The organism is Pantoea sp. S-LA4 (assembly GCF_054482835.1).
On the sequence record NZ_JBTLRC010000002.1, the window covers coordinates 633,097 to 654,021 of the forward strand.

Sequence of the window (20,925 nt, forward strand, 5' to 3'; positions counted from 1 at the left end):
CCGGCTTGCTGCGCTATTTTCCACTGCTGGCTATTCGAAATGTCACTGCCAGCGCAACTGACCAAATGTTACCAGCGCCTCAGCCAGTTCACGCTGCAACGGATCCTGCGGCTGACGGCAGAACAGCGCCAGCTCGAAGCTATCGATCACCGGCAGTCCCTGTTCGCTGCCCAGCACCCGATGCTGCGGCAGGCGACAGCTGGCGGGCAGCAGCGTCAGACCGAGCCCCCCGGCGCTGGCGGCAGCAAGCGCCACCAGACTGGCGCTGCTGTAGCTGATACGCCAGCTACGGCCCAGCGCGTCGAGCGTCTGGCAGACCTCATCGCGGTACAATCCCTGCTGCGGAAACAGCACCAGCGGCACCGGCGTCTGCTCAAAGCAGGGTGACGCGGCGCTGTCGAGCCACAGCAGCGGTTCCGGACGTGACGCCAGCGGCCGCTCGCCATAGGTCTGTTTGATCAGCATGATATCCAGCTCTTCACGCTGCCAGGCCCGCCGCAGCTCCACCTGCATTCCGCTCATCACATCCAGCCGCAGCTGAGGATGGGCACGACTGAAATTCGCCAGCAGGCCCGCGGTCGGCGCGGCGAAATCTTCCGGCACGCCGAGACGCAGCACGCCCTCGCGCCACTGATCGCTCAGCACGTCGTGCGCTTCAGCGTTCAGGGCGATAATCCGGCGGGCATAGCCCAGCAATTTTTCACCCTCTTCGGTGATCTGAACCTGATGTGACGAGCGCACCAGCAAATCTTTACCCACCATCTCTTCCAGCCGTCGCACCTGCTGACTGACGGTGGATTGCGACAGATGCACCCGCTCAGCGGCGCGGGTAAAGCTGGCCGTTTCACACACAGCCACAAAGCTCAGCAGTTGCTGCGGCGTAAACATCGGCTGACGATTCATTTTCCCACTACCTGACAGAGTAATATTTCATTTCCAGATAGTAGCGATGAGTGTCAGGCTGGCAACTTTTAATTCTGCGGATTTCAGATGAACAGAGAAAATAAGCTGCTGCTGGCGGCGCTGGTGCTGGCCGGGCTGAACATGCGCCCGCTGATGACCTCGGTCAGCCCGCTGCTGGAGCAGCTGCGACAGAGTATTGGCCTGTCACCGCTGGCGGCATCGCTGCTGCCCGCGCTGCCGATGATGATGATGGGCGCGATTGCGCTGACCAGCGCCCGGCTGATGCAGCACTTTTCGGTGCGTAACCTTTTGCTGGGCGGATTGTTTCTGCTGCTGCTGGCGCTGGTGAGCCGGCTGTTTATCAGCGACGGTCGCTGGCTGGTGCTCAGCATGATACCGGGCGGAGCGGGGATTGGCGTGGTGCAGATGGCGATGCCGGGTCTGATCCGTCAGCGCTTCAGCCGTCGCAGCGCGCCGGTGACCGGCCTGTGGGCTGGCGCGCTGATGGGCGGTGGCGGGATCGGCGCGGCGCTGACGCCGTGGCTGAATGCGCATTTCGGCTGGCAGGGCGCGCTGAGCAGCTGGACGCTGCCGGTGGTGCTGGCACTGCTGCTGTGGCTGTTTATTCCGACCGCTGCGCCGGCAAAAGCGGCGGCGGTGGCGCAGCCTGCGTTATGGCGTAAAACCCGCGCCTGGACGCTGGCGCTGAGCTTCGGGCTGGTGAACGGCGGCTATGCGATCTGTGTCGCCTGGCTGCCCGATTTCTATCACCAGCTGGGCTGGAGCGCGCAGGCGGGTGGCTCGCTGCTGGGCATGATGATCGGTTGTCAGGTGGCGGGCGCACTGCTGCTGCCGCTGCTGGCACGCGGCAGCGATCGCCGGCCGCTGCTGTTGCTGACGCTGGCGCTGCAGCTGTGCGGGATGCTCGGTTTCCTGCTGGCACCCCAGGCGGCGCCGTGGCTCTGGGCGGGCATCGCCGGTGTAGGGCTCGGCGGCGCGTTTCCGCTGGCCCTGGTGCTGGCGCTGGATCATCTGGCGCAGCCGCAGGCGGGCGCGCGGCTGGTGGCGTTTATGCAGGGTATCGGTTTTATCATTGCCGGCAGTATGCCGTTTATCGCCGGACAGCTTCACGCGCTGACTCATCATTTCACCAGCGTCTGGCTGTTACAGACCACGGTGACTCTGGTGTTGATCGTGCTGAACCTGCGGTTTCATCCACGCAGCTATCCGCGGGCATTTCCGCAGCAGCAGGGCTGAATCTGGTCCTACCAATTGCGGCAAAATTTTTCTGTAGTTCACACATCGGGAAAATTTACGCCGCTTTTGTTGCCTCTGATTAACAAAGAATTAACTATCTGTTGCCATAAAGCCCGATAATTCGATTTTTGGTCAGACCAATCATCGGCCGGGTTGATGGTGCGCGGCACACGGCTGGACGCGCACCACGTTTCCTCTTCCTCTGGAGATAGCGGCATGCAGGTGTGGCAACAAAATTACGATCCGTTAGGCAATATCTGGCTTTCAAGCCTGGTGGCGCTGATCCCGATTCTGTTTTTCTTCTTTGCGCTGATTAAGCTCAGGATGAAAGGGTATCTGGCCGCCAGCGTCACCGTGGTGCTGGCGCTGCTGGTGGCGCTGTTTCTCTATCAGATGCCGGTGGCGCAGGCAGTAGCGTCGGTGGTTTACGGCTTTCTCTATGGCCTGTGGCCCATCGCCTGGATCATTGTCGCGGCCGTTTTCGTCTATAAAATTTCAGTCAAAACCGGTCAGTTCGACATTATCCGCGCCTCGATTCTGTCGATCACCCCCGATCAGCGACTGCAGATGCTGATCGTCGGCTTCTCATTTGGCGCATTTCTTGAGGGAGCGGCTGGCTTTGGCGCACCGGTGGCGATCACCGCCGCGCTGCTGGTCGGTCTGGGTTTTAACCCGCTGTATGCCGCCGGACTCTGCCTGATTGTTAATACTGCGCCGGTCGCCTTTGGCGCAATGGGCATTCCGATTATTGTCGCCGGGCAGGTGACCGGGCTCGACAGTTTCGCTATCGGGCAGATGGCCGGACGACAGTTACCCTTGCTGACCCTGATTGTGCTGTTCTGGATTATGGCGATCATGGATGGCTGGCGCGGCGTCAAAGAGACCTGGCCGGCGGTGCTGGTGGCGGGCGGGTCATTTGCCATCGCCCAGTTCCTCAGCTCCAACTTTCTCGGCCCGGAACTGCCGGATATCATCTCGTCACTCGCCTCGCTGATTTCGCTGACGCTGTTTCTGCGCGTCTGGAAGCCGGTGCGCATTTTCCGCTTTGAGAATGGCGATGCCGCGCCGGTCGATCCCTCCGTACCCCGGCAAAAATATCGGCTGGGACAGGTGGTGCGCGCCTGGATGCCGTTCCTGTTTCTCACCGCCACCGTAACGCTGTGGAGCATCCCGCCGTTTAAAGCGCTGTTCGCTAAAGGCGGCGCGCTGGCGGAGTGGGTGCTTAACCTGCCGGTGCCGTTGCTGAACGAAGGGGTGGCGCGTATGCCGCCGGTGGTCGGTAGCGCCACGCCTTATCCGGCCATCTTTAAGTTCGATCTCTTCTCCGCCACCGGCACCGCGATTTTGATTGCGGCGATCGTCGCCGTTCTTTACCTGAAGATGAAGCCCAGGGCGGCGCTGCAGACCTTTGGTGAAACGCTGAAAGAGCTGGCGCTGCCGATCTACTCGATTGGCATGGTGCTGGCCTTCGCCTTTATCTCTAACTATTCCGGCCTGTCAGCGACGCTGGCGTTAGCGCTGGCGCACACCGGTCACGCCTTCACCTTTTTCTCGCCGTTCCTCGGCTGGCTCGGGGTGTTCCTGACCGGCTCGGACACCTCCTCGAATGCCCTGTTTGCCGCGCTGCAGGCTACCACCGCGCAACAGATTGGCGTGTCGGACGTGCTGCTGGTGGCGGCCAACACCACCGGCGGCGTTACCGGCAAGATGATCTCGCCGCAGTCGATCGCCATCGCCTGTGCGGCGGTCGGCCTGGTTGGCAAAGAGTCTGACCTGTTCCGCTTTACCGTTAAACACAGCCTGATTTTCACCTGTATGGTCGGCGTGATTACCACGCTGCAGGCGTACGTCTTCCCCTGGATGATCCCATGAACACCGTTTCCGATCCGCTGGTGACGCGCCTTAGGGCGTATATCACCGAACACCAACTGACGCCGGGTATGCGCCTGCCTGCCGAGCGAACACTCGCGGCTGAACTCGGCGTATCGCGCTCGTCGCTGCGTGAAGCGTTACAGCAACTGATCAGCGGCGGTATGCTGATCAGCCGTCGCGGCGGCGGCACCTGGGTCCGGCAGCAGCTGGGTCCCTGGTCGGAACAGCGCATCGTTGAACCGATTCGACAGTTACTGCGCGACGATCCGGACTACCGCTACGACATTCTGGAGGCGCGACATGCGATTGAAGCCAGCACCGCCTGGCACGCTGCGCTGCGCGCCACCGAGGCGGATCGCGAGCGGCTGCAGTACGCCTTTGACGCCACGCTGAAGCTGAAAGAGAGTGACGATCCTGACCTTGCCGCACAGGCTGACGTGCGCTTTCACCTGGCAATTGCCGAGGCATCTCACAATCTGGTGCTGCTGCAAACCATGCGCGGTTTTTTCGAACTGCTGCAATCCTCGGTGATGCAGAGCCGTCAGCGGATGTACACCCAGCCCGCGATTTTCGCCCGGCTGACCGAACAGCACCGGGCGCTGCTGGACGCCATTCTGGCCGGGGATGCCGAAGGCGCACGCCAGGCCGCGATGCAGCACCTCGGCTTTGTTCACACCACGATGAAAAATCTGCATGAGGATGAGGCGCGTCAGGCGCGTATCACCCGCTTACCGGACACTGAATCACGTAACCGTAAGGAATTTGATTGATGATTATCTCTGCTGCCAGTGACTATCGCGCCGCCGCGCAACGCATCCTGCCACCTTTCCTGTTCCACTATCTCGATGGCGGGGCCTATGCCGAGCACACGCTGCGCCGCAACGTCGAGGATCTCTCTGATGTGGCGCTGCGCCAGCGCATTCTGAAAAACATGTCTGAGCTGAGCCTGGAAACGACATTATTCAATGAGACGCTGTCGATGCCGGTGGCGCTGGCACCGGTTGGTTTGTGCGGCATGTATGCCCGCCGTGGCGAAGTGCAGGCGGCGCGCGCGGCGGCGCTGAAAGGCATTCCGTTTACGCTGTCGACGGTGTCAGTCTGCCCGATAGAAGAGGTCGCGCCGCAGATCAATCGCCCGATGTGGTTCCAGCTCTACGTGCTGCGCGACCGCGGTTTTATGCGCAATGCGCTGGAGCGCGCCAAAGCGGCGGGCTGCTCCACGCTGGTGTTTACCGTGGATATGCCGACGCCTGGGGCGCGCTACCGCGATGCGCATTCCGGCATGAGCGGCAATCATGCGGCGCTGCGCCGCTACTGGCAGGCGGTCACCCATCCGCAATGGGCGCTGGATGTCGGGTTGCAGGGACGGCCACACGATCTGGGCAATATCTCGACCTATCTGGGTAAACCGACCGGCCTGGAAGATTACATCGGCTGGCTGGCGAACAACTTCGATCCCTCTATCAGCTGGAAAGATCTGGAGTGGATACGTGAATTCTGGGACGGCCCGATGGTGATCAAAGGGATTCTCGATCCTGAGGATGCACGGGACGCGGTGCGTTTTGGTGCTGACGGCATCGTGGTTTCCAATCATGGCGGACGCCAGCTGGATGGCGTGCTGTCGTCGGCGCGCGCGCTGCCAGCGATTGCCGATGCGGTGAAAGGCGACATCACCATTCTGGCTGACAGCGGCATTCGCAACGGGCTGGATGTGGTGCGGATGATTGCACTTGGCGCTGACAGCGTGTTGCTGGGACGGGCCTTTATCTATGCGCTGGCGACCCACGGTCAGCGAGGCGTAGAAAACCTGCTGACCCTGATCGAGAAAGAGATGCGGGTTGCGATGACTCTGACCGGGGCGAAGTCTATCAGCGAGATCACCCGCGATTCGCTGGTACAAGCCGAGGCGGTGCTGAGTCCGCAGAGCAACCCGTCACGGCCGCGCGCGGTAAGTTAACCGGCGAAAACGGAGGCGTTGTCTATACTTAGCTTCTTTACCAACAGGAGGAATAACATGACCATTCATAAGAAAGGTTCGGCGCACTGGGAAGGCGATATCAAGGGCAAAGGCACCGTCAGCACCGAGAGCGGCGTGCTGAGCCAGCAGCCTTACGGTTTCAACACCCGCTTTGAAGGCGAGAAGGGCACCAACCCGGAAGAGCTGATTGGTGCGGCGCATGCGGCCTGTTTCTCCATGGCGTTGTCGCTGATGCTGGGTCAGGCGGGCCATCCGCCAGAAAGCATCGACACCACGGCAGACGTCTCGCTGGATAAGAAAGGCGATGGCTTTGCCATTACGAAAGTGGCGCTGACCAGCACCATCTCTCTGCCTGGCATTGATGCGTCCACCTTTGATGAGATCATCAATAAAGCGAAAGCGGGCTGCCCGGTTTCTCAGGTGCTGAATGCGGAAATCACGCTGGATTACACCCTGAATAACTGAGGCCGACGACAGGTCGCCTTTTCGCGGCCTGGGCGTTATGCTACGCAGTACCGGTCCTGCAGTTGACCGGAACAGATGCGCCTTGTGGCGCATCTTCGCATTCTGGCGGGGAGGGATTCGATGTGACGAGGTATCGGGCGGCCAAAAAGCACTGGAAAATGGTGCTGGTTCTGTTTTGCATTTGTGGCGCACTGCTGCTGATACGCTGGGCTGCAATGATTTGGGCCTGACCGGATGAACAGAATTGGTCGCCATACGCTGGGCATTTTATTAATGGTGATACTGGTACTGGAAGCGATTCACTTCTTACTGACGGCTTCATGGCTGCCGTGGCAGTAATGTCCTTCAGACACAGACATCTTCACGCCGCCGGGCACGCACGTCGCTGCGCGCAATGCGATACGCCTTGCGTGGGTCGCCGACCACGAACTCAAAGGTAGGCGTATAGTAAAATGGCAGCCAGCCGCCGTAGCCGCTTTCCCATTCCCAGCGAACGGGGCAGGGCCACAGAATGCCATCATACAAAATGTAATAAACCCAGCGTCCGTTTGGACGACGGGGACGTGATGTTTTCATGGGATTCACAACGGTATTGGTCAACAACAGCTCATATTTTGTACGCTAATGCGTCAGCTTGCAACGTTACAGCCGGGTTTATTGCTGCTGGCCCTGATTTAACGATGCACTTCACCACACAGCAGGACCACGTTGGGCCTGACTTTATGAATACGGTTTGCCATGGTTTCACAGGCGCTTTTGGTCGGAAAAATGTGCTCAGAAACCGGCAATGCCTCACAGGCATCGTAGCCGCACGCGCTCACTAATAACACAAATCCTATCAACATAGATCGACTCCTTTGCACGGTCTGGTGGTCCGGACGGCAGTGCTTTTTATCCCTTTTTTTGATCCAGTATAGTCAAACGCGTCGGGGCGGCATTACCCGCCCGAGCTATCGCCCTGAGCCGGGCAGGCAACAGGGGCCGATCAGCCCGCGAAATACCAGGCAGGCAGCAGGGCGATCAGGTTGTTGAGAGTGTGCAGAAAGATCGGCAGCGCCAGGCTATTGCTGCGTAGGCGCGCGTAGCAGAGCAGCAGCGAAAACAGCGTCAGGGCGATGATGGTCTGCCAGTGAACATATTGGGTATGCATCACCGCGAACAGCAGCGAGGTCAGCAGCATACAGGCGAAGCGGCTGCGTGGCGCCCACAGCAAAAAAGCCTGTAGCAGAAAGCCGCGAAACAGGACTTCTTCAAACACCGGTGCCAGCAGCACCGCCGTCAGCAGCAAAATCAGCAACGAATTACGTCCCTGCTGCGCCTGCATCACCAGCCAGCCTTCCGGCTGCATAAACTGCATCTGTGCCGCCATCAGCACAAACAGCCCGCCGGTGTACAGCAGGGTCTGTAGCGGACGCAGTTCACCCAGCGGCAAATCGGTCCGGCGCTGACAGTAGAAGCGATAAAGTGGATAGATCACGGCAAATTCAAACAGACAGAGCACCGGCACCAGCAGGCCGTCATTACGCAGCACGCCGTAATTCGGGAACAGGGTGATCAGCATGGTGACAAGGTAATAGACCACAAAGCTGCCGACGTAGAACAGCGTCAGTGTCACTCTGTCGGAATTGGTATTCATAGACGACCCAGCCAGCGAAGGTTAGCGCATAGTAGCAATGCGCCTGATCGCTGTCGAGTCAGCCAATAACACAATATTTAAGCGCTAAATTTTAACCGCAGGCTAAACACCCGACGTCACGGGCCGATAACTGAGGAAACTAATCTGGCTGGCCCGACGCTTTATGTCACGGACCGGCTGTTCCTAACGGACTTTATGTCGTGTAGTGAGTAGGCTTAATGACTTTTGACCCTCCGGCACCGCCGTCACCTTCTTTTGCGCACGCCGCCGAAGACCGCACTGTCCGCTTTACGCGGCGCAGCCTGCGCACGCTTTCGCTGCTGCTGTTCGGCGTGCTGTTTCTGTCGATGCTGATGGTACTGACCATCGCGCAACGTCAGAACAGCGCGTCGATTGAGCACGATCAGTTGCTGATGCAACAGACGTGGAAAACCCGTCAGGACGCGATGGTGACTGATATCCGGGACTACGCGTTCTGGGGCGAAGCCTGGCGTAATCTGCATCTGACAGTGAATAAAGTCTGGGCCTATGACGAAGAGAACTTCGGGCCGGGGCTGTATGAGGAGTATCACTACGAAGGTGTCTTCGTCGTCGACGGTCAGGGACGCACCAGCTATGCGGTGATTAACGGTCAGCTGACCGATACGCCGCTGGAAGCCTGGCTGGGCAGCCAGACCCACGGGATGATCGCGGCAGCACGTCAGCTCAATAACGCCGCTCTGACCCGTAACGCCATCATTAATCGGCAGCCCGCGATTGTGGTGGCTGCGCCGATCAGTCGGGGTAAAGTGGCTACGCTGCCGCTGAAAGCGGGCCCGCCGTCGATCATGGTGTTTGTGAACCTGTTTACTCCTGCCAAGCTGGAAGAGTTGGGTGCGGCGCTGGATGTGCGCGGGCCGCGAATGGCCAACAGCGCGCTGGATGCCGAACGTGAACCGCGCATGTTGCAGCCGATCAGCGGCAGCGCGCCGCTGGTGCTGCGCTGGACCCCCAAAATGCCGGGCATGGGGCTGATCTGGTTTCTGCTGCCGCTGCTGGTGATCATGGCGATTATCATCGCCTTAATTACCCGTCGCGTCAGCCGCCATGCGCTCTATAACGCCATTCTCTCCGACCGACGCTTTGCCATGCTGGCGATCAGTCAGCAGGAGCTGGCAAACAGCGAGGCCCGCTTCCGCGATCTGGCTGAAGCCGCGTCGGACTGGATCTGGGAGACCGATGAAGAGGGCCGGCTGATCTATTTGTCGGCGCGTTTTCACACCGTGACCGGCCATGAAATCTCACAGTGGCTCGGACGTCACATCGATCACTTACTGACGCATCCCAGCCATTCGCTGGTCACCTGGCTGCTGCGCCAGGAGCAGGAGCCGCAACAGATGCCGCTGCGCTGCCAGTTTATGTCGGCGCACGGTGACCGGCGCATTGGCCAGCTGGTGGCGAAAACCGTCTGGCACGATCGGCGCTGTATCGGTTTTCGCGGCACGGTCTCCGACATCACCCAGGGCATGGAAGCGGAAGCGCGTATTCAGTTCCTGTCACGTCACGACGTATTAACCGGGTTACCCAACCGCGTTCAGCTACAGGAGTTCCTTACCCATCATCTTGAGCTGGCCGACGACAGTCACCCGCTGACCATTATCAGCCTCGACCTCGATCAGTTCCGGCCAATCAACGAAACCTGGGGCCATGCGGCGGGCGATGGGGTGCTGAATCAGATGGCGCAGCGGCTGAAACGCTGCATCGGGCCGCATGAGCTGGCGGCCCGGCTGGGCGGCGATGAGTTCGTGCTGGTGCTGCGTGAAGGCAACCGTGACAAGGTCGATGAGCGCTGCGCCCAGCTGGTGCACGACGTTCAGCAGCCCGTTACTACCGGCCAGCACGTTCACTATCTGACGGCCAGCCTCGGTATCGCCTGTGCGCCGCAGGATGCCTGCCATCCGGAAGCGCTGCTGCGCATGTCAGACATCGCGCTGAATGAGGCGCGGGAAGCCGGGCGCAATCAGTGGGTGTGGTACGCCAATGAGATGGCCAGCCAGCGCAACAGCAAACGTGATATGGCACAACGCATTGAGAAGGCGCTGAAGAACAATGAGTTTCGTCTGCACTATCAGCCGCGTTATCAGCTGCTGAGCGGTCAGCTGGCCGGTGCTGAAGCGCTGATCCGCTGGCAGATCGCGCCCGATCAGTGGATCACGCCGGATCGTTTTATTCCGCTGGCGGAAGAGAGCGGACTGATTGCCACCATCAGCGACTGGGTATTGATGCGCGCCTGTGAAGATGCGCTGGCGTGGGGCGGCGACCGCTACGTCTCGGTTAATATTTCCCCGATGGAGTTTCGCACCAGTGACCTGGTGAAGCGGGTGGCGGATACGCTGGCAAAAAGTGGCTTGCCCGCCACGCGGCTGGAGCTGGAAATTACCGAAAACGTGACCTTTGAACATCCGCAGCATGCGCTGGAAGTGATGCAGGGCTTGCGTTCGCTGGGGGTGAGGCTGACGGTAGATGACTTTGGTACTGGCTATGCCGCGCTCGGTTATCTCAAAACATTCCCGTTCAACGGCCTGAAGATCGATCGCTCATGGATGAAAGATTTCCCGGAGTCGCAACAGGCACAATCGGTGGTCGCCGGGATTATCGCCCTGGCGCGCGCCTTTGCGCTGACCATTACCGCCGAGGGCATTGAGACAGAAGCGCAACTGAATCAGCTCAAGCTGCTATCGTGTGAAGAAGGGCAAGGCTACTTCCTCGGTAAACCGATGCCGCTGGCCGCATTCAGCACGCTTCTGGAAAGAACCACGCAAAGTCCGCCCGATCAGACTTAACGAACTTTGACAGCCACGGCGGTCATCAGCATGGCACAGACGATAAAGATAATAAGTTCCATGGTTACCTCTCTCAGTAGCTAGGAATGCTCTTAAAATATTGTAGCGTCTGAATGGGTTAATTTTGCGCACTACGTGCGATTAATCTTAAAAAACGGCAGGCGTTCCGGCGTGAGTTTCCGGTCATCGAAGATAACTTTACTTTTTTTGGGTTCAGTTCAGTGCGCCCGCTTTGCTACTCTTGGAGCAGGGTTTACCCCGTTCAACAGGAGATCAAACGTGAAACATTATGGAAAAGCGCTACTTATGCTGGGTCTGTTGACCCTCACGGCCTGTCAGTCTGCCAGCAAACCTGACACCGCCAGCGCGCCGAAGGACCCGGAAGCGGACCGCTGTGGCGCCTCTCAGTATCAGAATTATGTCGGCAAACCGTTAACGTCACTTCAGGGTCAGCATTTCGATCAGAAGGTGCGGGCTATTCCGTATAACTCGGCCGTCACGATGGATTTCAACCTCAGCCGGCTTAACTTCCTGGCCGACAAGAGCGGCAATATCAGTCAGGTTTATTGCGGATAGCGGAAAATCAGGCGTGTTGTCATAGCGTTGTCACAACGGCAGGCGAGGATAGTGCGGCGTTTAAGAGACTTCCTCGTCACTCCCGATAGACAATGCTCGTCTTATTTATTCCCGCTGCGGCGGGAATTTTTTTTGCGTTGTTCAGAATCGGCAGAGGAGCAGAGATGAAACGGACGATAAGGGCATTGCTGCCCGCTTTATTACTCAGCACCACGCTGGCGCAGGCCGCCAGTGATGAGGCCTGGCAACAGAGCCGTCAGGTCATGACGCAGGCCTGCATTAACGCCAGTACCCTGAGCAAAGTCAGGGTACTGGGTGAACCGATAGCGTATGACGACAGCGTCGGCTACAGCGCACTGCTGCTGGAAGGCCGCTATCCGCAGCCGCAGATGAAAAATAAGCGTGGACGGGAGCTCTGCCTGTTTCAGCGCAGCAGCGGACGCGCCAGCGTCAGCGAGGCGGATCGACTGCGCTGGGTCAGGTAACGCGCTACTCCTCAGGCTGGGTTTCGATCAGCTGCGCCAGCAGGGTGCGGTAGTTCTGTAGTCGCGTCTCATCGCCTTCGACTTCCAGTTTATCAATCACCCGCGCGACAATCGCTTTCGTGGTGGCGGGCTGACCCGTCTCCATCAGTTCACGCAGGATCACCGCCAGCAGGTCAGACTCGGGCGGCACCCGCCAGTCCGGGCTATTGAAATAGTCGGTGATAGCTCGGCTGGCGCTGTTAGGTTGCACTCTCATTCACTACCTCCGCTAAAACAACAACACATCCCTTACGCACAGGCATAAGGGCTCGGTTTATCGATTGAGTCGGGTCACCTCACATCTCACAAAGGGTGGGCACCCTCATTGTGAGGCTATTGCGGCTGGCAGAAGCCTCGGCGCACCGCACGCAACTGGCGATTTTTTAAACATAGAACCGGGCGCGATGATTGTCAGTAACAGGCTGAAATATTTTTTCATACTGAGATTTACCGCTTCGCTTCGCAGCTGGTTCAGCCGCAGCAAGCTGCTGCGAACGCCTGTTCAGGGAAAATTTGTGCCGGGTTACAGCCGGAATCGCAGCGTAAAACCGCGTTTTACCGGCTGTAACATGTTTTGCCGGTCAGCCACAGCAACCACGCGGTAGACTTTAGCCTCTGTCTCCTGCAAGCCATCCGCTCATGCCACGCGTAATAGAACCCTGGAAAATTAACCTGATTTCGGTCTGGTTTGGCTGTTTTTTTACTGGCCTGGCGATCAGCCAGATCATTCCGTTTCTGCCGCTCTACCTTGAACAGCTTGGCGTCAGCGGCGGTGAGTCGCTCAGCCTCTGGTCGGGTCTGACCTTCAGTATTACCTTCGTGATCTCGGCGGCAGTCGCACCGCTGTGGGGCAGCCTGGCGGATCGTAAAGGCCGTAAACTGATGCTGCTGCGTGCCGCTTTTGGCATGGGTGTGGTGATCCTGCTGCAGGCGTTTGTCACCGAAGCGTGGCAACTGCTGCTGCTGCGCGCGCTGATGGGGCTGACCTCCGGCTACATTCCCAATGCGATGGCGCTGGTGGCGGCGCAGGTGCCGCGTGAACGCAGCGGCTGGGCGCTGAGCTGCGTCTCGACCGGACAGATTGGCGGGGTGATCCTCGGTCCGATGCTGGGCGGACTGCTGGCGGACTGGGTCGGGTTACGCACGGTTTTTATCGTTACTGCCGTACTGCTGATGGTCAGTTTCCTGGTCACGCTGTTTCTGATTAAAGAGACCGGTTATACCCCGGTCAGCAAGAAAGATAAGCTCAGCGGGCGCGAGGTGTTCCGTTCGCTGGACAACCCGAAGCTGATGATCTGTCTGTTTTTCACCACCATGGTGATTCAGATGTGCAACGGATCGGTGAACCCGATCCTGACGCTGTTTGTGCGCGAACTGGCACCGACCGCAGAAAATATCGCTTTCCTTAGCGGGGTGATCGCCGCATTGCCTGGAGTGTCAGCGCTGCTGGCCGCACCCCGGCTGGGGCGGTTAGGCGATCGCATCGGTACCCAGCGTATCCTGCTGACCACGATGGTGATCTCGCTGCTGCTGTTTGTTGCCATGTCGTTTGTTACCAGCGCCACCCAGCTTGGGGTGTTGCGTTTTCTGCTGGGATTCGCCGATGGGGCGATGATGCCGGCGGTGCAGACGCTGCTGGTGCGCCACTCACGCGACAACATCACCGGCCGTATCTTTGGTTATAACCAGTCGTTTATGTACCTGGGCAACGTTGCCGGTCCGCTGCTTGGCGCAGCGGTGTCGGCGGTGGCGGGCTTCCGCTGGGTCTTCTTCGCCACCGCCGTGGTGGTGCTGATTAACGTGGTATTTCTGAAGCGCTTTTACCGGCGTCCGAAAACGCCGCTGCCGGCGTCGGTAGGCAAAGCGTCAGCTCCGCCTGCCAGCGCTGCTGAGTCAGTAAAAACTCAGGACTGACGCTCGGACTCCAGGAATCATCACCGCCCACGCCCATATGATGCAGGTCCAGATGCAGCCAGCAGCCCGCTTCGGGCTGCAGCAGGTGACGATGCGAGGTCTCACGCAACTGCTCCAGGCTGAAGCGGCTGAGGGAGAAGGCGAAATCCCCCTTCACCTGCCAGCTGCCGCTGTCGAGCTGGCGGGTACCGCCACGCAATCCGTTTTCACCCGGAAAGACATACGGCGTAAAGAGCTGCGCCAGCGGCAGTTGCCAGCGCGAGAACTGCGCGGCGAGCTGACGATCGGGGTAGTTTTCGTGTGGCCCCAGCCCCAGCCAGCTGACCTGCTGCGGTACCGTTGCCAGCTGACAGCGTAAACCGATACGCGCTGGCGGCGGTAAGCCGCGTGACTGTTCAACCGACAGCGTGATCTGCAGCTCGCCCTGCGGCGTAAACCGATAGCGCTTGCGGCTGATAAAGGCCAGCTGGTCATTGGCATACCAGCCATGCAGCGTCCCGATCTCTACCGCCTGCGGCAGTTCACTGGTTTCCAGGGCGATCAGGCTGCTGCGCATCTGATCATAACCCGCGGCCTTCCAGCGCTCAGCCCAGGCATTGGGATCGATGCGTTCGGCTTCGCTGGTACCGATATCATTATCCAGCGGTGCCCGGATAAAGCAGTCACGCAGCGGTGACAGCAGCGTCGGCTGATCTTCTGTGTACCACTGCACCAGTTCACCGCTCTGGCGTGAGAAGCACCAGCGCTGTTGTTGATGGGTCACGATAATCTCATCGTCATTCTCATTCATCACAGGCGTCGCTGCCGCGGCGGGCTGCGTCGGCAGAAGCAGCGCTGACGGCAGTGGCCATTGCTGCCAGGCGACGCGCCAGTCTGCCGGACTCCAGTCGGTGGCTTCAATCTGATGTACCGCCAGATTGAGCCAGCACTCGCCCTGAAGCGCAGCGGGCGGGGTCAGGCTGATGCGCTGCTGGCCCTGCGCAGCGAGGTCCAGCCGCACTTCACCTTCTGCCACGGCCTCGCCTGCCTGCTCGATGCGCCAGCGCAGCACTTCATTGTCGCTGCGCCGGAACAGATAATCGCTGCTGACGGTAAAGCTAAACGGATCGTTTGCATCGGCTTCAAACTGATAAAACTGCTGAGCGCACTGTGCTTCAGACAGCGCCGGATGCGGTGTGCGATCGGCAAACACCAGCCCGTTCATGCAGAACTGGCGGTCGTTGGGTTTATCGCCAAAGTCACCGCCGTAAGCCTGCCACGGCTCGCCCTGCGGGTCATAGCGGGTCAGGCTCTGATCGACCCAGTCCCAGACAAAGCCGCCCTGCAAGCGGGGAAACTGACGAAAGGCCTGCCAGTATTTCGCGAAACCACCAAAACTGTTGCCCATCGCATGGGCATATTCGCACAGGATCAGCGGGCGGGTTTCGCCCGGCAGACCAATCCACTTTTTCAGTGACCATTTCGGCACGGCAGGGAAGGGTTGATCCTGATCCACCCTGGCATACATCGGACAGATAATGTCGGTCGCGGCGCTATCGGCACCGCCGCCTTCATACTGCACCGGGCGGGTCGGATCGACACTTTTGATCCAGCGATAGAGCGCATCATGGGTGCTGCCGTGCCCAGACTCGTTACCCAGCGACCAGATGATGATGCTGCAATGATTGCGATCGCGCTGCACCATCCGGGTGACGCGTTCGCTAAAGGCGGCAAACCAGCGGGGATCGTCCGCAAGCCGGTTCATCGGCTGCATACCGTGAGTTTCGATATTGGCTTCATCCACCACATAGAGGCCGTAGCGATCGCATAACCGGTACCACAGCGGATGGTTTGGGTAGTGTGAACAGCGCACCGCATTAAAATTGTGCTGCTTCATCAGCATGATGTCGCGCCGCATCGTCGCCTCATCCATCACCTGACCTCGCTCAGGATGGTGCTCATGACGGTTAACGCCGCGGATTAACAGTGGTTTGCCGTTCAGGCACAGCAGGCCATTATCGATAGTGACCTGACGGAAGCCGACGTCCCAGGCTTCCACCTCAATTAGCTGCTGGTGTTCATCCAGCAGCGCCAGCGTGGCGCGGTAGAGATGAGGCGTTTCAGCACTCCACAAGCTGGGCTGCTCCACCCGCAGATGCAACAGCGCGCGTTCCGGGTAGTGGCCGCGTTCATCAATAATCGCGCTGCCGAGCGGCTGCTGGCACTGGCCTATCTGCTGTTCACCCTGCCACAGCGTCAGGCGCAGCTGATATTCAGCCGGCGTGACGGCGGGCAGCGTGACCTTCACTTCCGCCCGCAGCTCGGCACTGGAGAACTCCGGACTCAGTCGGGTTTCCAGCAGCACGTCAGCCAGTTGTACTGCGGGTTTATGCAGCAGGGTGACGTCGCGGAAAATACCGCTCATTCGCCACATGTCCTGATCTTCCAGATAGCTGCCATCGCTCCAGCGCAGCACCATCACCGCCAGACGGTTATTGCCGGGCAGCAGATGCGGCGTTAAGTCGAACTCCGCCGGTAAACGGCTATCCTGCGAATAGCCGATCCAGTGGCCGTTGCACCACAGATGAAAGGCCGAGTTAACCCCGTCAAAGATAATGCGGGTCTGGCCGCTGGCCTGCCACTGTGCGTCGGTGGTGAATGTGAGCGAGTAACAACCGGTTGGATTCTCCTGCGGCACGTAGGGTGGATTGACCGGGATCGGGTATTGCACATTGGTATAGATCGGCGCGTCATAGCCGTGCATCTGCCAGTTCGACGGCACCGGCAGCGTGGCCGCCTCCGGCAGATCCTGCAATAGCCAGCTGGCCGGAACCGCTTCAGGCTGCGAAAAATAACTGAATTTCCACTGCCCGTTGAGGCTCTTTTGCGAAGGTGAAGGGCGATCGTCGCGCGCCGCGATTTCGTCGCGCCAGCTGGCGAACGGCGGATGCGTATCGAGCCGATGCAGTGCGGTGATCACCGGGTTTTCCCAGTCGCGGCGGGAAAGAATGTCATGAAAAGCAGCCTGAGTCATAAGGGTATCCTAAAAATGTAATGCGCTCACAATGCGCAAAAAAAGCCAGGCTGTAAAGAGTCCGCCTTAACGTTTTGAACAAAATAAGCGGATCAGGGTAGGGCGAAAAGCCAGCGGATGTTGAGATTGTGACGTCGTACTGCCCGTAAAACGTTAAGCCTGGTCAGCAAAGATGAATAGCGGCCCGATACGGAGGATTCTCACTTGTCGGCCTGCAGGCGGCTCCCTACACTCAGCGCGATTTCTTTATCCTGAGGTTGATATGGTTCGAATGATTAAGCTGGCGGCCGTTGTGGCAGTGGTTACCGCGCTGAGCGGATGTATTTTTCCTCCACCGGGCGGCGGCTGGAGCGGACACGGCGGTGGACATGGTGGTGGACCGGGTCGCGGGTTTGTCGATCCGCGTTAAGGCGTAGCGGCCAATTTCAGGCGCGCGAAACGTTACGCAGCGTCACTTTTTGCCGACAAAACGTTTCGCCTGCATCCACAGCCGGAAGCCGGTTAATAGCGAGGCGTAATCAGAGGGTTAGTGGCGTGACAAAAGCGGTATTACCCTCTGTTTTTTTTGTTGTACCAGTGCTAATTTCTGCTTTTCTTCTCTGCAGAGATGACAGCATGAAAAACCTGATTGCTGAACTATTGGTTAAACTGGCTGAAAAAGAGGAAGCGTCAAAAGAACAGGTCGCTCAGATTGAGGCGCTGGAGATCGTCGTGACTGCGCTGGTGCGTAAGCTGGACCCGCAACAGCATCAGGCGATAACCACCGGAATTGAAACGGCGATGGACAACGCTGCCGACGCCAGCGATGAAAATGCTCTGTTGCTGCGTAACTACATCAATAAACTGCTCAAACATCCCCGCGTATAATGGCGGCGGCGCAAGGTGGGGTGGCATCATTTGCGATCCTGGCGGCACTTCAGCCTGAAATTCCCCCGCTTTGCTTATTCACTGCCAGAATTAAGATGGGTAACTCACTGTGGAGAAGATGCAATGAAGATCGGTTTAATGGCAATGGTCATGGCGGGCCTGCTGGTCAGCGGAATGACCCATGCGGCGGAAAAAACGCCGCAGCAGCAAAAAATGACCATGTGTAATCAACATGCCACCTCACAAGATCTTAAAGGCGACGCCCGTAAAAGTTTTATGAGCGACTGCCTGAAGAAAGACAGCAAAATGGCGGGCATGTCGCCTCAGCAGATGAAAATGAAAACCTGTAACAGCGAAGCCGGGAATAAGAAGCTGGCGGGCGATGCCCGTAAGACCTTTATGAGCCAGTGCCTGAAAAAAAGCTGATGCCTGCCGGCCACCTGGGTGGCCGCCTTTTCCTCTCCGTTCCTGCCGATTAAAACATCCGATAAAACAGGCGACTAACCGCCTCGTTAACATTCCGACATGAGCATCTCGATTCCTTTGCCACACTTACTGTTTGTAGGGGTTTGCGCGGCAGGTCGTTTTTTGCTGCGCATCCGAAAACCAGAACGCAAAAGGAGCCATGTCGTGAACTATCAATTTACCGTAGCCCTGAATGAGTTGCCGCAGCGTCAGCCGGTTAAAAAAAAGCTGGGTGAGACAGAAGTGTTGCTGATCCGTGAAGGTGAGAGCGTACGTGCCTTCCAGGCGAAGTGTCCTCACGCTGGCGCACCGCTTGAACAGGGCGCTATCTGCGGCGACCGTCTGGTCTGTCCGTGGCATAAGGCAGCGTTTAACCTGGCGGATGGCAAAATGCGCGAGCCGCTGGCGTTAGCCGATCTGAAGCAGTATCCGCTGCGAATTGAAAACGGCAACGTGCTGGTTAACCCTAAGGCGATGTCGCCTGCCGCGCCGATCGGCAGTGGGGCGAGCGCGCCGGTCTTCGTGGTGCTGGGCGGCGGCGCGGCGGGCAGCGCCGCGCTGTGGCGTCTGCGTCATGACGGCTTTAAGGGCCGCGTGGTGCTGGTCGAACGTGAGCAGGATGCCCCTTACGATCGCACGACGCTAACCAAATTTGTTCCCTCCGGCAAAATGGATATCAGCGAGGTTCCGCAGTTGCTGAAAGAGGATGTGATGGATCACGTAGAGCGCATCAGCGCCACCGTCACCCGCCTCGACAGTCAGCAGCAACGGTTGATTTTCGACTCGGGGGAGTCGCTGCCGTTCGACAAACTGTTGATCGCCAGTGGTGCCACGCCGGTTCTTCCTGAGCTGCCGGGCAACGATCTGACCGGCGTGCATCTGCTGCGCAGTAAAGACCAGACCGAGGCGCTGCTGCAGGCGGTAGATGCCAGCCAGCAAATTGTGATTATCGGCAACAGTTTTATCGGCACCGAAATGGCTTCGGCGCTGCGTAATCGCAATATCGACGTCACGGTGATTGCCCGTCAGCCGCTGCCGTTTGTAAAACAGTTCGGCGAACAGATTGGCCGCTATTTTTATCAACTACATCAGGAAAATGGCGTCAAATGGGTTGAGGGGGAGATCGAGGCGTTACAGGGCGACAAACATGTCACCGGCGTGCGGCTAAAAACCGGGCAGCAGCTGGCGGCGGATGTGGTGCTGTTTGCCACCGGGGTAAAACCGGCAACGCCCTTTATCCACGATCTACCGCTGGCGGAGGATGGCAGCCTGCAGACGGATGAACAGCTCCGGGTGGCAGAAAACATCTGGGTAGCGGGCGATATTGCCACCTGGCCGTCGGCACAGGGGCCGCTGCGCATTGAGCACTACCGCGTGGCGCACCAGCAGGGTCAGACGGCAGCGCGCAATATGCTGGATCAGGCGGTCGCTTACGATCGGGTGCCGTTCTTCTGGACCACTCAATATGGCACGCGTTATGAATATCTGGGCCATGCTGCCGAATGGGATGAATACCAGCTGCTGGGATCGCTGGAAGATAAGACCTTTATTGCGTTGTATGGTCAGCACGGGCAGCTGGCTGCGGTCTGCTCATGTGGGCTCTACACCCTGACCGCTGAACTGATTGAGCGGATGCAGCAACCGATGACGCTGGCGCAGGCAGTCGCGCTTTATCAGGCGCAGCAGGGCTAATTCGTCGCGGAAAAGAGCAGGCGCGGGCCTGCTCTGTTTCTGCGCCATGAAATGCGGCGTTAACTGCGGCTCAGTTTTTCCGATTTCGCCATGCACTGCTGCATTGCTTCGATAACCGCCGAACGCAGTCCTTTCTCTTCCAGTACCTTTACTGCTTCAATGGTGGTTCCGCCAGGCGAACAGACCATATCTTTCAGCTCGGCCGGATGCTTACCGGTGGCTAATACCATCTGCGCCGCGCCTTTTACCGCCTGCGCCGCAAACTGATAGGCCTGGGCGCGCGGCATCCCGCCCGCCACGGCCGCATCGGCCATCGCTTCAATAAACATAAACACGTAGGCTGGCGCAGAACCGCTGACGCCAACCACCGAATGAATCAGATACTCATCCACCACAGCGGCTTTGCCGAAGCTCTCAAAAATCGCCACCACCTCATCCGTTTCACTCTGATCAACCAGCGCGTTAGGGGTAACGGAGGTCATGCCTTCGCCCACCAGTGACGGGGTATTTGGCATCGCCCGGATAATTTTGCGATCGTAACCCAGCACCGAAGAGAGCGAATCCAGCGTTACGCCAGCGGCAATCGACACCACCAGCGCCTCTTTCTTCAGGTTGCCCGCCAGATCTTTCAGCACTTTAAGGATGACGTTGGGTTTGACCGCGCCAAACAGGATATCGACGTCACGCGCCATCGCCTCGGCGCTCTCGGCGGCGTTAATGCCGTACTGCTGCGCCATCGCCTGGTTAGTCTCGGCTTTACGATCGTAAATAAAGATATCAGACGGCGCGATTTTGCCACTGTCTACCAGTCCGCCAATAATCGCTTTTGCCATGTTGCCACCGCCAATAAACCCGATTTTCTTTGCCAGCATCGCCATCTCCTTAGTCATTATTCGCTGTTCTTAACGGGCTAGCTTACTGCAGCCAGCCTGAATAACAAG

General features: G+C 58.6%; 21 protein-coding genes. 14 read left to right on the forward strand and 7 right to left on the reverse strand.

The window, feature by feature from the left end; all coding sequences use genetic code 11:
* Positions 1-42: 42 nt before the first annotated feature.
* Positions 43-903: a LysR family transcriptional regulator gene (locus ACX3P5_RS03735; protein ID WP_233985178.1), complete on the reverse strand. Its 861-nt coding sequence runs from the start codon at positions 901-903 to the stop codon at positions 43-45.
* An 87-nt stretch (positions 904-990) separates the two neighbouring features.
* Here ACX3P5_RS03735 and ACX3P5_RS03740 point away from each other — a divergent pair, with 87 nt between their 5' ends.
* The 6 genes from ACX3P5_RS03740 (at position 991) to yniD (ending at position 6,705) form a co-directional block, all read left to right on the forward strand.
* Complete coding sequence (locus ACX3P5_RS03740; RefSeq protein ID WP_458968303.1) at positions 991-2,160, forward strand: cyanate transporter; 1,170 nt, start codon at positions 991-993, stop codon at positions 2,158-2,160.
* Positions 2,161-2,376: 216 nt separating this feature from the next.
* Positions 2,377-4,032: an L-lactate permease gene (gene lldP, locus ACX3P5_RS03745; protein WP_458968304.1), complete on the forward strand. Its 1,656-nt coding sequence runs from the start codon at positions 2,377-2,379 to the stop codon at positions 4,030-4,032.
* Positions 4,029-4,802, forward strand: coding sequence for a transcriptional regulator LldR (lldR, locus tag ACX3P5_RS03750; RefSeq protein ID WP_458968305.1), 774 nt, complete (start codon positions 4,029-4,031; stop codon positions 4,800-4,802). The genes lldP and lldR overlap by 4 nt, the downstream gene beginning before the upstream one ends.
* Positions 4,802-5,989: an FMN-dependent L-lactate dehydrogenase LldD gene (gene lldD, locus ACX3P5_RS03755; protein WP_293001143.1), complete on the forward strand. Its 1,188-nt coding sequence runs from the start codon at positions 4,802-4,804 to the stop codon at positions 5,987-5,989. The genes lldR and lldD overlap by 1 nt, the downstream gene beginning before the upstream one ends.
* Positions 5,990-6,046: 57 nt before the next feature.
* The gene (locus ACX3P5_RS03760) at positions 6,047-6,475 is read left to right on the forward strand and encodes an OsmC family protein (RefSeq protein WP_233985173.1); all 429 of its coding nucleotides are present in this window, start codon (positions 6,047-6,049) and stop codon (positions 6,473-6,475) included.
* A 122-nt stretch (positions 6,476-6,597) separates the two neighbouring features.
* Positions 6,598-6,705: a small membrane protein YniD gene (gene yniD, locus ACX3P5_RS03765; RefSeq protein ID WP_233985172.1), complete on the forward strand. Its 108-nt coding sequence runs from the start codon at positions 6,598-6,600 to the stop codon at positions 6,703-6,705.
* Positions 6,706-6,820: 115 nt separating this feature from the next.
* Here yniD and ACX3P5_RS03770 read toward each other — a convergent pair whose 3' ends face one another.
* From ACX3P5_RS03770 to ACX3P5_RS03780, 3 genes are all read right to left on the reverse strand, one after another.
* Complete coding sequence (locus ACX3P5_RS03770) at positions 6,821-7,051, reverse strand: hypothetical protein (protein WP_233985171.1); 231 nt, start codon at positions 7,049-7,051, stop codon at positions 6,821-6,823.
* Between the two features lie 98 nt (positions 7,052-7,149).
* Entirely contained in the window at positions 7,150-7,320 is a 171-nt protein-coding gene (locus tag ACX3P5_RS03775) for a hypothetical protein (protein ID WP_089562355.1), read from the reverse strand.
* Between the two features lie 140 nt (positions 7,321-7,460).
* Entirely contained in the window at positions 7,461-8,111 is a 651-nt protein-coding gene (locus ACX3P5_RS03780; protein ID WP_233985170.1) for a CPBP family intramembrane glutamic endopeptidase, read from the reverse strand.
* 218 nt (positions 8,112-8,329) lie between these two features.
* Between ACX3P5_RS03780 and ACX3P5_RS03785 the strand changes: the two genes are divergently transcribed.
* The 3 genes from ACX3P5_RS03785 (at position 8,330) to ACX3P5_RS03795 (ending at position 11,994) form a co-directional block, all read left to right on the forward strand.
* The gene (locus ACX3P5_RS03785) at positions 8,330-10,933 is read left to right on the forward strand and encodes a bifunctional diguanylate cyclase/phosphodiesterase (RefSeq protein WP_336754773.1); all 2,604 of its coding nucleotides are present in this window, start codon (positions 8,330-8,332) and stop codon (positions 10,931-10,933) included.
* Between the two features lie 279 nt (positions 10,934-11,212).
* Entirely contained in the window at positions 11,213-11,509 is a 297-nt protein-coding gene (locus ACX3P5_RS03790; protein ID WP_233985168.1) for an I78 family peptidase inhibitor, read from the forward strand.
* Between the two features lie 164 nt (positions 11,510-11,673).
* Entirely contained in the window at positions 11,674-11,994 is a 321-nt protein-coding gene (locus tag ACX3P5_RS03795) for a hypothetical protein (protein WP_233985167.1), read from the forward strand.
* Positions 11,995-11,998: 4 nt separating this feature from the next.
* Here ACX3P5_RS03795 and ACX3P5_RS03800 read toward each other — a convergent pair whose 3' ends face one another.
* Positions 11,999-12,250, reverse strand: a complete 252-nt coding sequence (locus ACX3P5_RS03800) for a biofilm development regulator YmgB/AriR family protein (RefSeq protein ID WP_233985166.1) — start codon at positions 12,248-12,250, stop codon at positions 11,999-12,001.
* Between the two features lie 422 nt (positions 12,251-12,672).
* Here ACX3P5_RS03800 and ACX3P5_RS03805 point away from each other — a divergent pair, with 422 nt between their 5' ends.
* Entirely contained in the window at positions 12,673-13,947 is a 1,275-nt protein-coding gene (locus ACX3P5_RS03805; RefSeq protein ID WP_458968306.1) for a multidrug efflux MFS transporter, read from the forward strand.
* Here the strand turns inward: ACX3P5_RS03805 and ACX3P5_RS03810 are convergent.
* Positions 13,829-16,960, reverse strand: coding sequence for a beta-galactosidase (locus ACX3P5_RS03810; protein ID WP_458968307.1), 3,132 nt, complete (start codon positions 16,958-16,960; stop codon positions 13,829-13,831). The genes ACX3P5_RS03805 and ACX3P5_RS03810 overlap by 119 nt on opposite strands.
* A 262-nt stretch (positions 16,961-17,222) precedes the next feature.
* On the opposite strand from ACX3P5_RS03810, the gene ACX3P5_RS03815 reads away from it, so the two are divergent.
* The 4 genes from ACX3P5_RS03815 to ACX3P5_RS03830 all read left to right on the forward strand — a co-directional run bounded on the left by ACX3P5_RS03815 (position 17,223) and on the right by ACX3P5_RS03830 (position 19,984).
* Entirely contained in the window at positions 17,223-17,369 is a 147-nt protein-coding gene (locus tag ACX3P5_RS03815) for a hypothetical protein (protein WP_458968308.1), read from the forward strand.
* Between the two features lie 206 nt (positions 17,370-17,575).
* Positions 17,576-17,827, forward strand: a complete 252-nt coding sequence (iraP, locus tag ACX3P5_RS03820; protein ID WP_233985163.1) for an anti-adapter protein IraP — start codon at positions 17,576-17,578, stop codon at positions 17,825-17,827.
* Between the two features lie 123 nt (positions 17,828-17,950).
* Complete coding sequence (locus tag ACX3P5_RS03825) at positions 17,951-18,253, forward strand: PsiF family protein (protein ID WP_336754776.1); 303 nt, start codon at positions 17,951-17,953, stop codon at positions 18,251-18,253.
* 204 nt (positions 18,254-18,457) lie between these two features.
* Positions 18,458-19,984, forward strand: a complete 1,527-nt coding sequence (locus ACX3P5_RS03830) for an FAD-dependent oxidoreductase (protein ID WP_458968309.1) — start codon at positions 18,458-18,460, stop codon at positions 19,982-19,984.
* A 59-nt stretch (positions 19,985-20,043) separates the two neighbouring features.
* Here the strand turns inward: ACX3P5_RS03830 and proC are convergent, their stop codons facing one another.
* Positions 20,044-20,856: a pyrroline-5-carboxylate reductase gene (proC, locus tag ACX3P5_RS03835; protein ID WP_233985160.1), complete on the reverse strand. Its 813-nt coding sequence runs from the start codon at positions 20,854-20,856 to the stop codon at positions 20,044-20,046.
* Positions 20,857-20,925: the final 69 nt, after the last annotated feature.

Bases quoted from the DNA above. Each gene is read 5' to 3' on its own strand.
- ACX3P5_RS03795 (WP_233985167.1), top strand. From the start codon at position 11,674: ATGAAACGGACGATAAGGGCATTGCTGCCCGCTTTATTACTCAGCACC.
- lldD (WP_293001143.1), top strand. From the start codon at position 4,802: ATGATTATCTCTGCTGCCAGTGACTATCGCGCCGCCGCGCAACGCATC.
- ACX3P5_RS03805 (WP_458968306.1), top strand. From the start codon at position 12,673: ATGCCACGCGTAATAGAACCCTGGAAAATTAACCTGATTTCGGTCTGG.
- ACX3P5_RS03740 (WP_458968303.1), top strand. From the start codon at position 991: ATGAACAGAGAAAATAAGCTGCTGCTGGCGGCGCTGGTGCTGGCCGGG.
- ACX3P5_RS03780 (WP_233985170.1), bottom strand. From the start codon at position 8,111: ATGAATACCAATTCCGACAGAGTGACACTGACGCTGTTCTACGTCGGC.
- ACX3P5_RS03800 (WP_233985166.1), bottom strand. From the start codon at position 12,250: ATGAGAGTGCAACCTAACAGCGCCAGCCGAGCTATCACCGACTATTTC.
- ACX3P5_RS03815 (WP_458968308.1), top strand. From the start codon at position 17,223: ATGGTTCGAATGATTAAGCTGGCGGCCGTTGTGGCAGTGGTTACCGCG.
- ACX3P5_RS03735 (WP_233985178.1), bottom strand. From the start codon at position 903: ATGAATCGTCAGCCGATGTTTACGCCGCAGCAACTGCTGAGCTTTGTG.
- ACX3P5_RS03760 (WP_233985173.1), top strand. From the start codon at position 6,047: ATGACCATTCATAAGAAAGGTTCGGCGCACTGGGAAGGCGATATCAAG.
- ACX3P5_RS03810 (WP_458968307.1), bottom strand. From the start codon at position 16,960: ATGACTCAGGCTGCTTTTCATGACATTCTTTCCCGCCGCGACTGGGAA.
- lldR (WP_458968305.1), top strand. From the start codon at position 4,029: ATGAACACCGTTTCCGATCCGCTGGTGACGCGCCTTAGGGCGTATATC.
- lldP (WP_458968304.1), top strand. From the start codon at position 2,377: ATGCAGGTGTGGCAACAAAATTACGATCCGTTAGGCAATATCTGGCTT.
- iraP (WP_233985163.1), top strand. From the start codon at position 17,576: ATGAAAAACCTGATTGCTGAACTATTGGTTAAACTGGCTGAAAAAGAG.
- ACX3P5_RS03770 (WP_233985171.1), bottom strand. From the start codon at position 7,051: ATGAAAACATCACGTCCCCGTCGTCCAAACGGACGCTGGGTTTATTAC.
- ACX3P5_RS03785 (WP_336754773.1), top strand. From the start codon at position 8,330: ATGACTTTTGACCCTCCGGCACCGCCGTCACCTTCTTTTGCGCACGCC.
- proC (WP_233985160.1), bottom strand. From the start codon at position 20,856: ATGCTGGCAAAGAAAATCGGGTTTATTGGCGGTGGCAACATGGCAAAA.
- ACX3P5_RS03825 (WP_336754776.1), top strand. From the start codon at position 17,951: ATGAAGATCGGTTTAATGGCAATGGTCATGGCGGGCCTGCTGGTCAGC.
- ACX3P5_RS03775 (WP_089562355.1), bottom strand. From the start codon at position 7,320: ATGTTGATAGGATTTGTGTTATTAGTGAGCGCGTGCGGCTACGATGCC.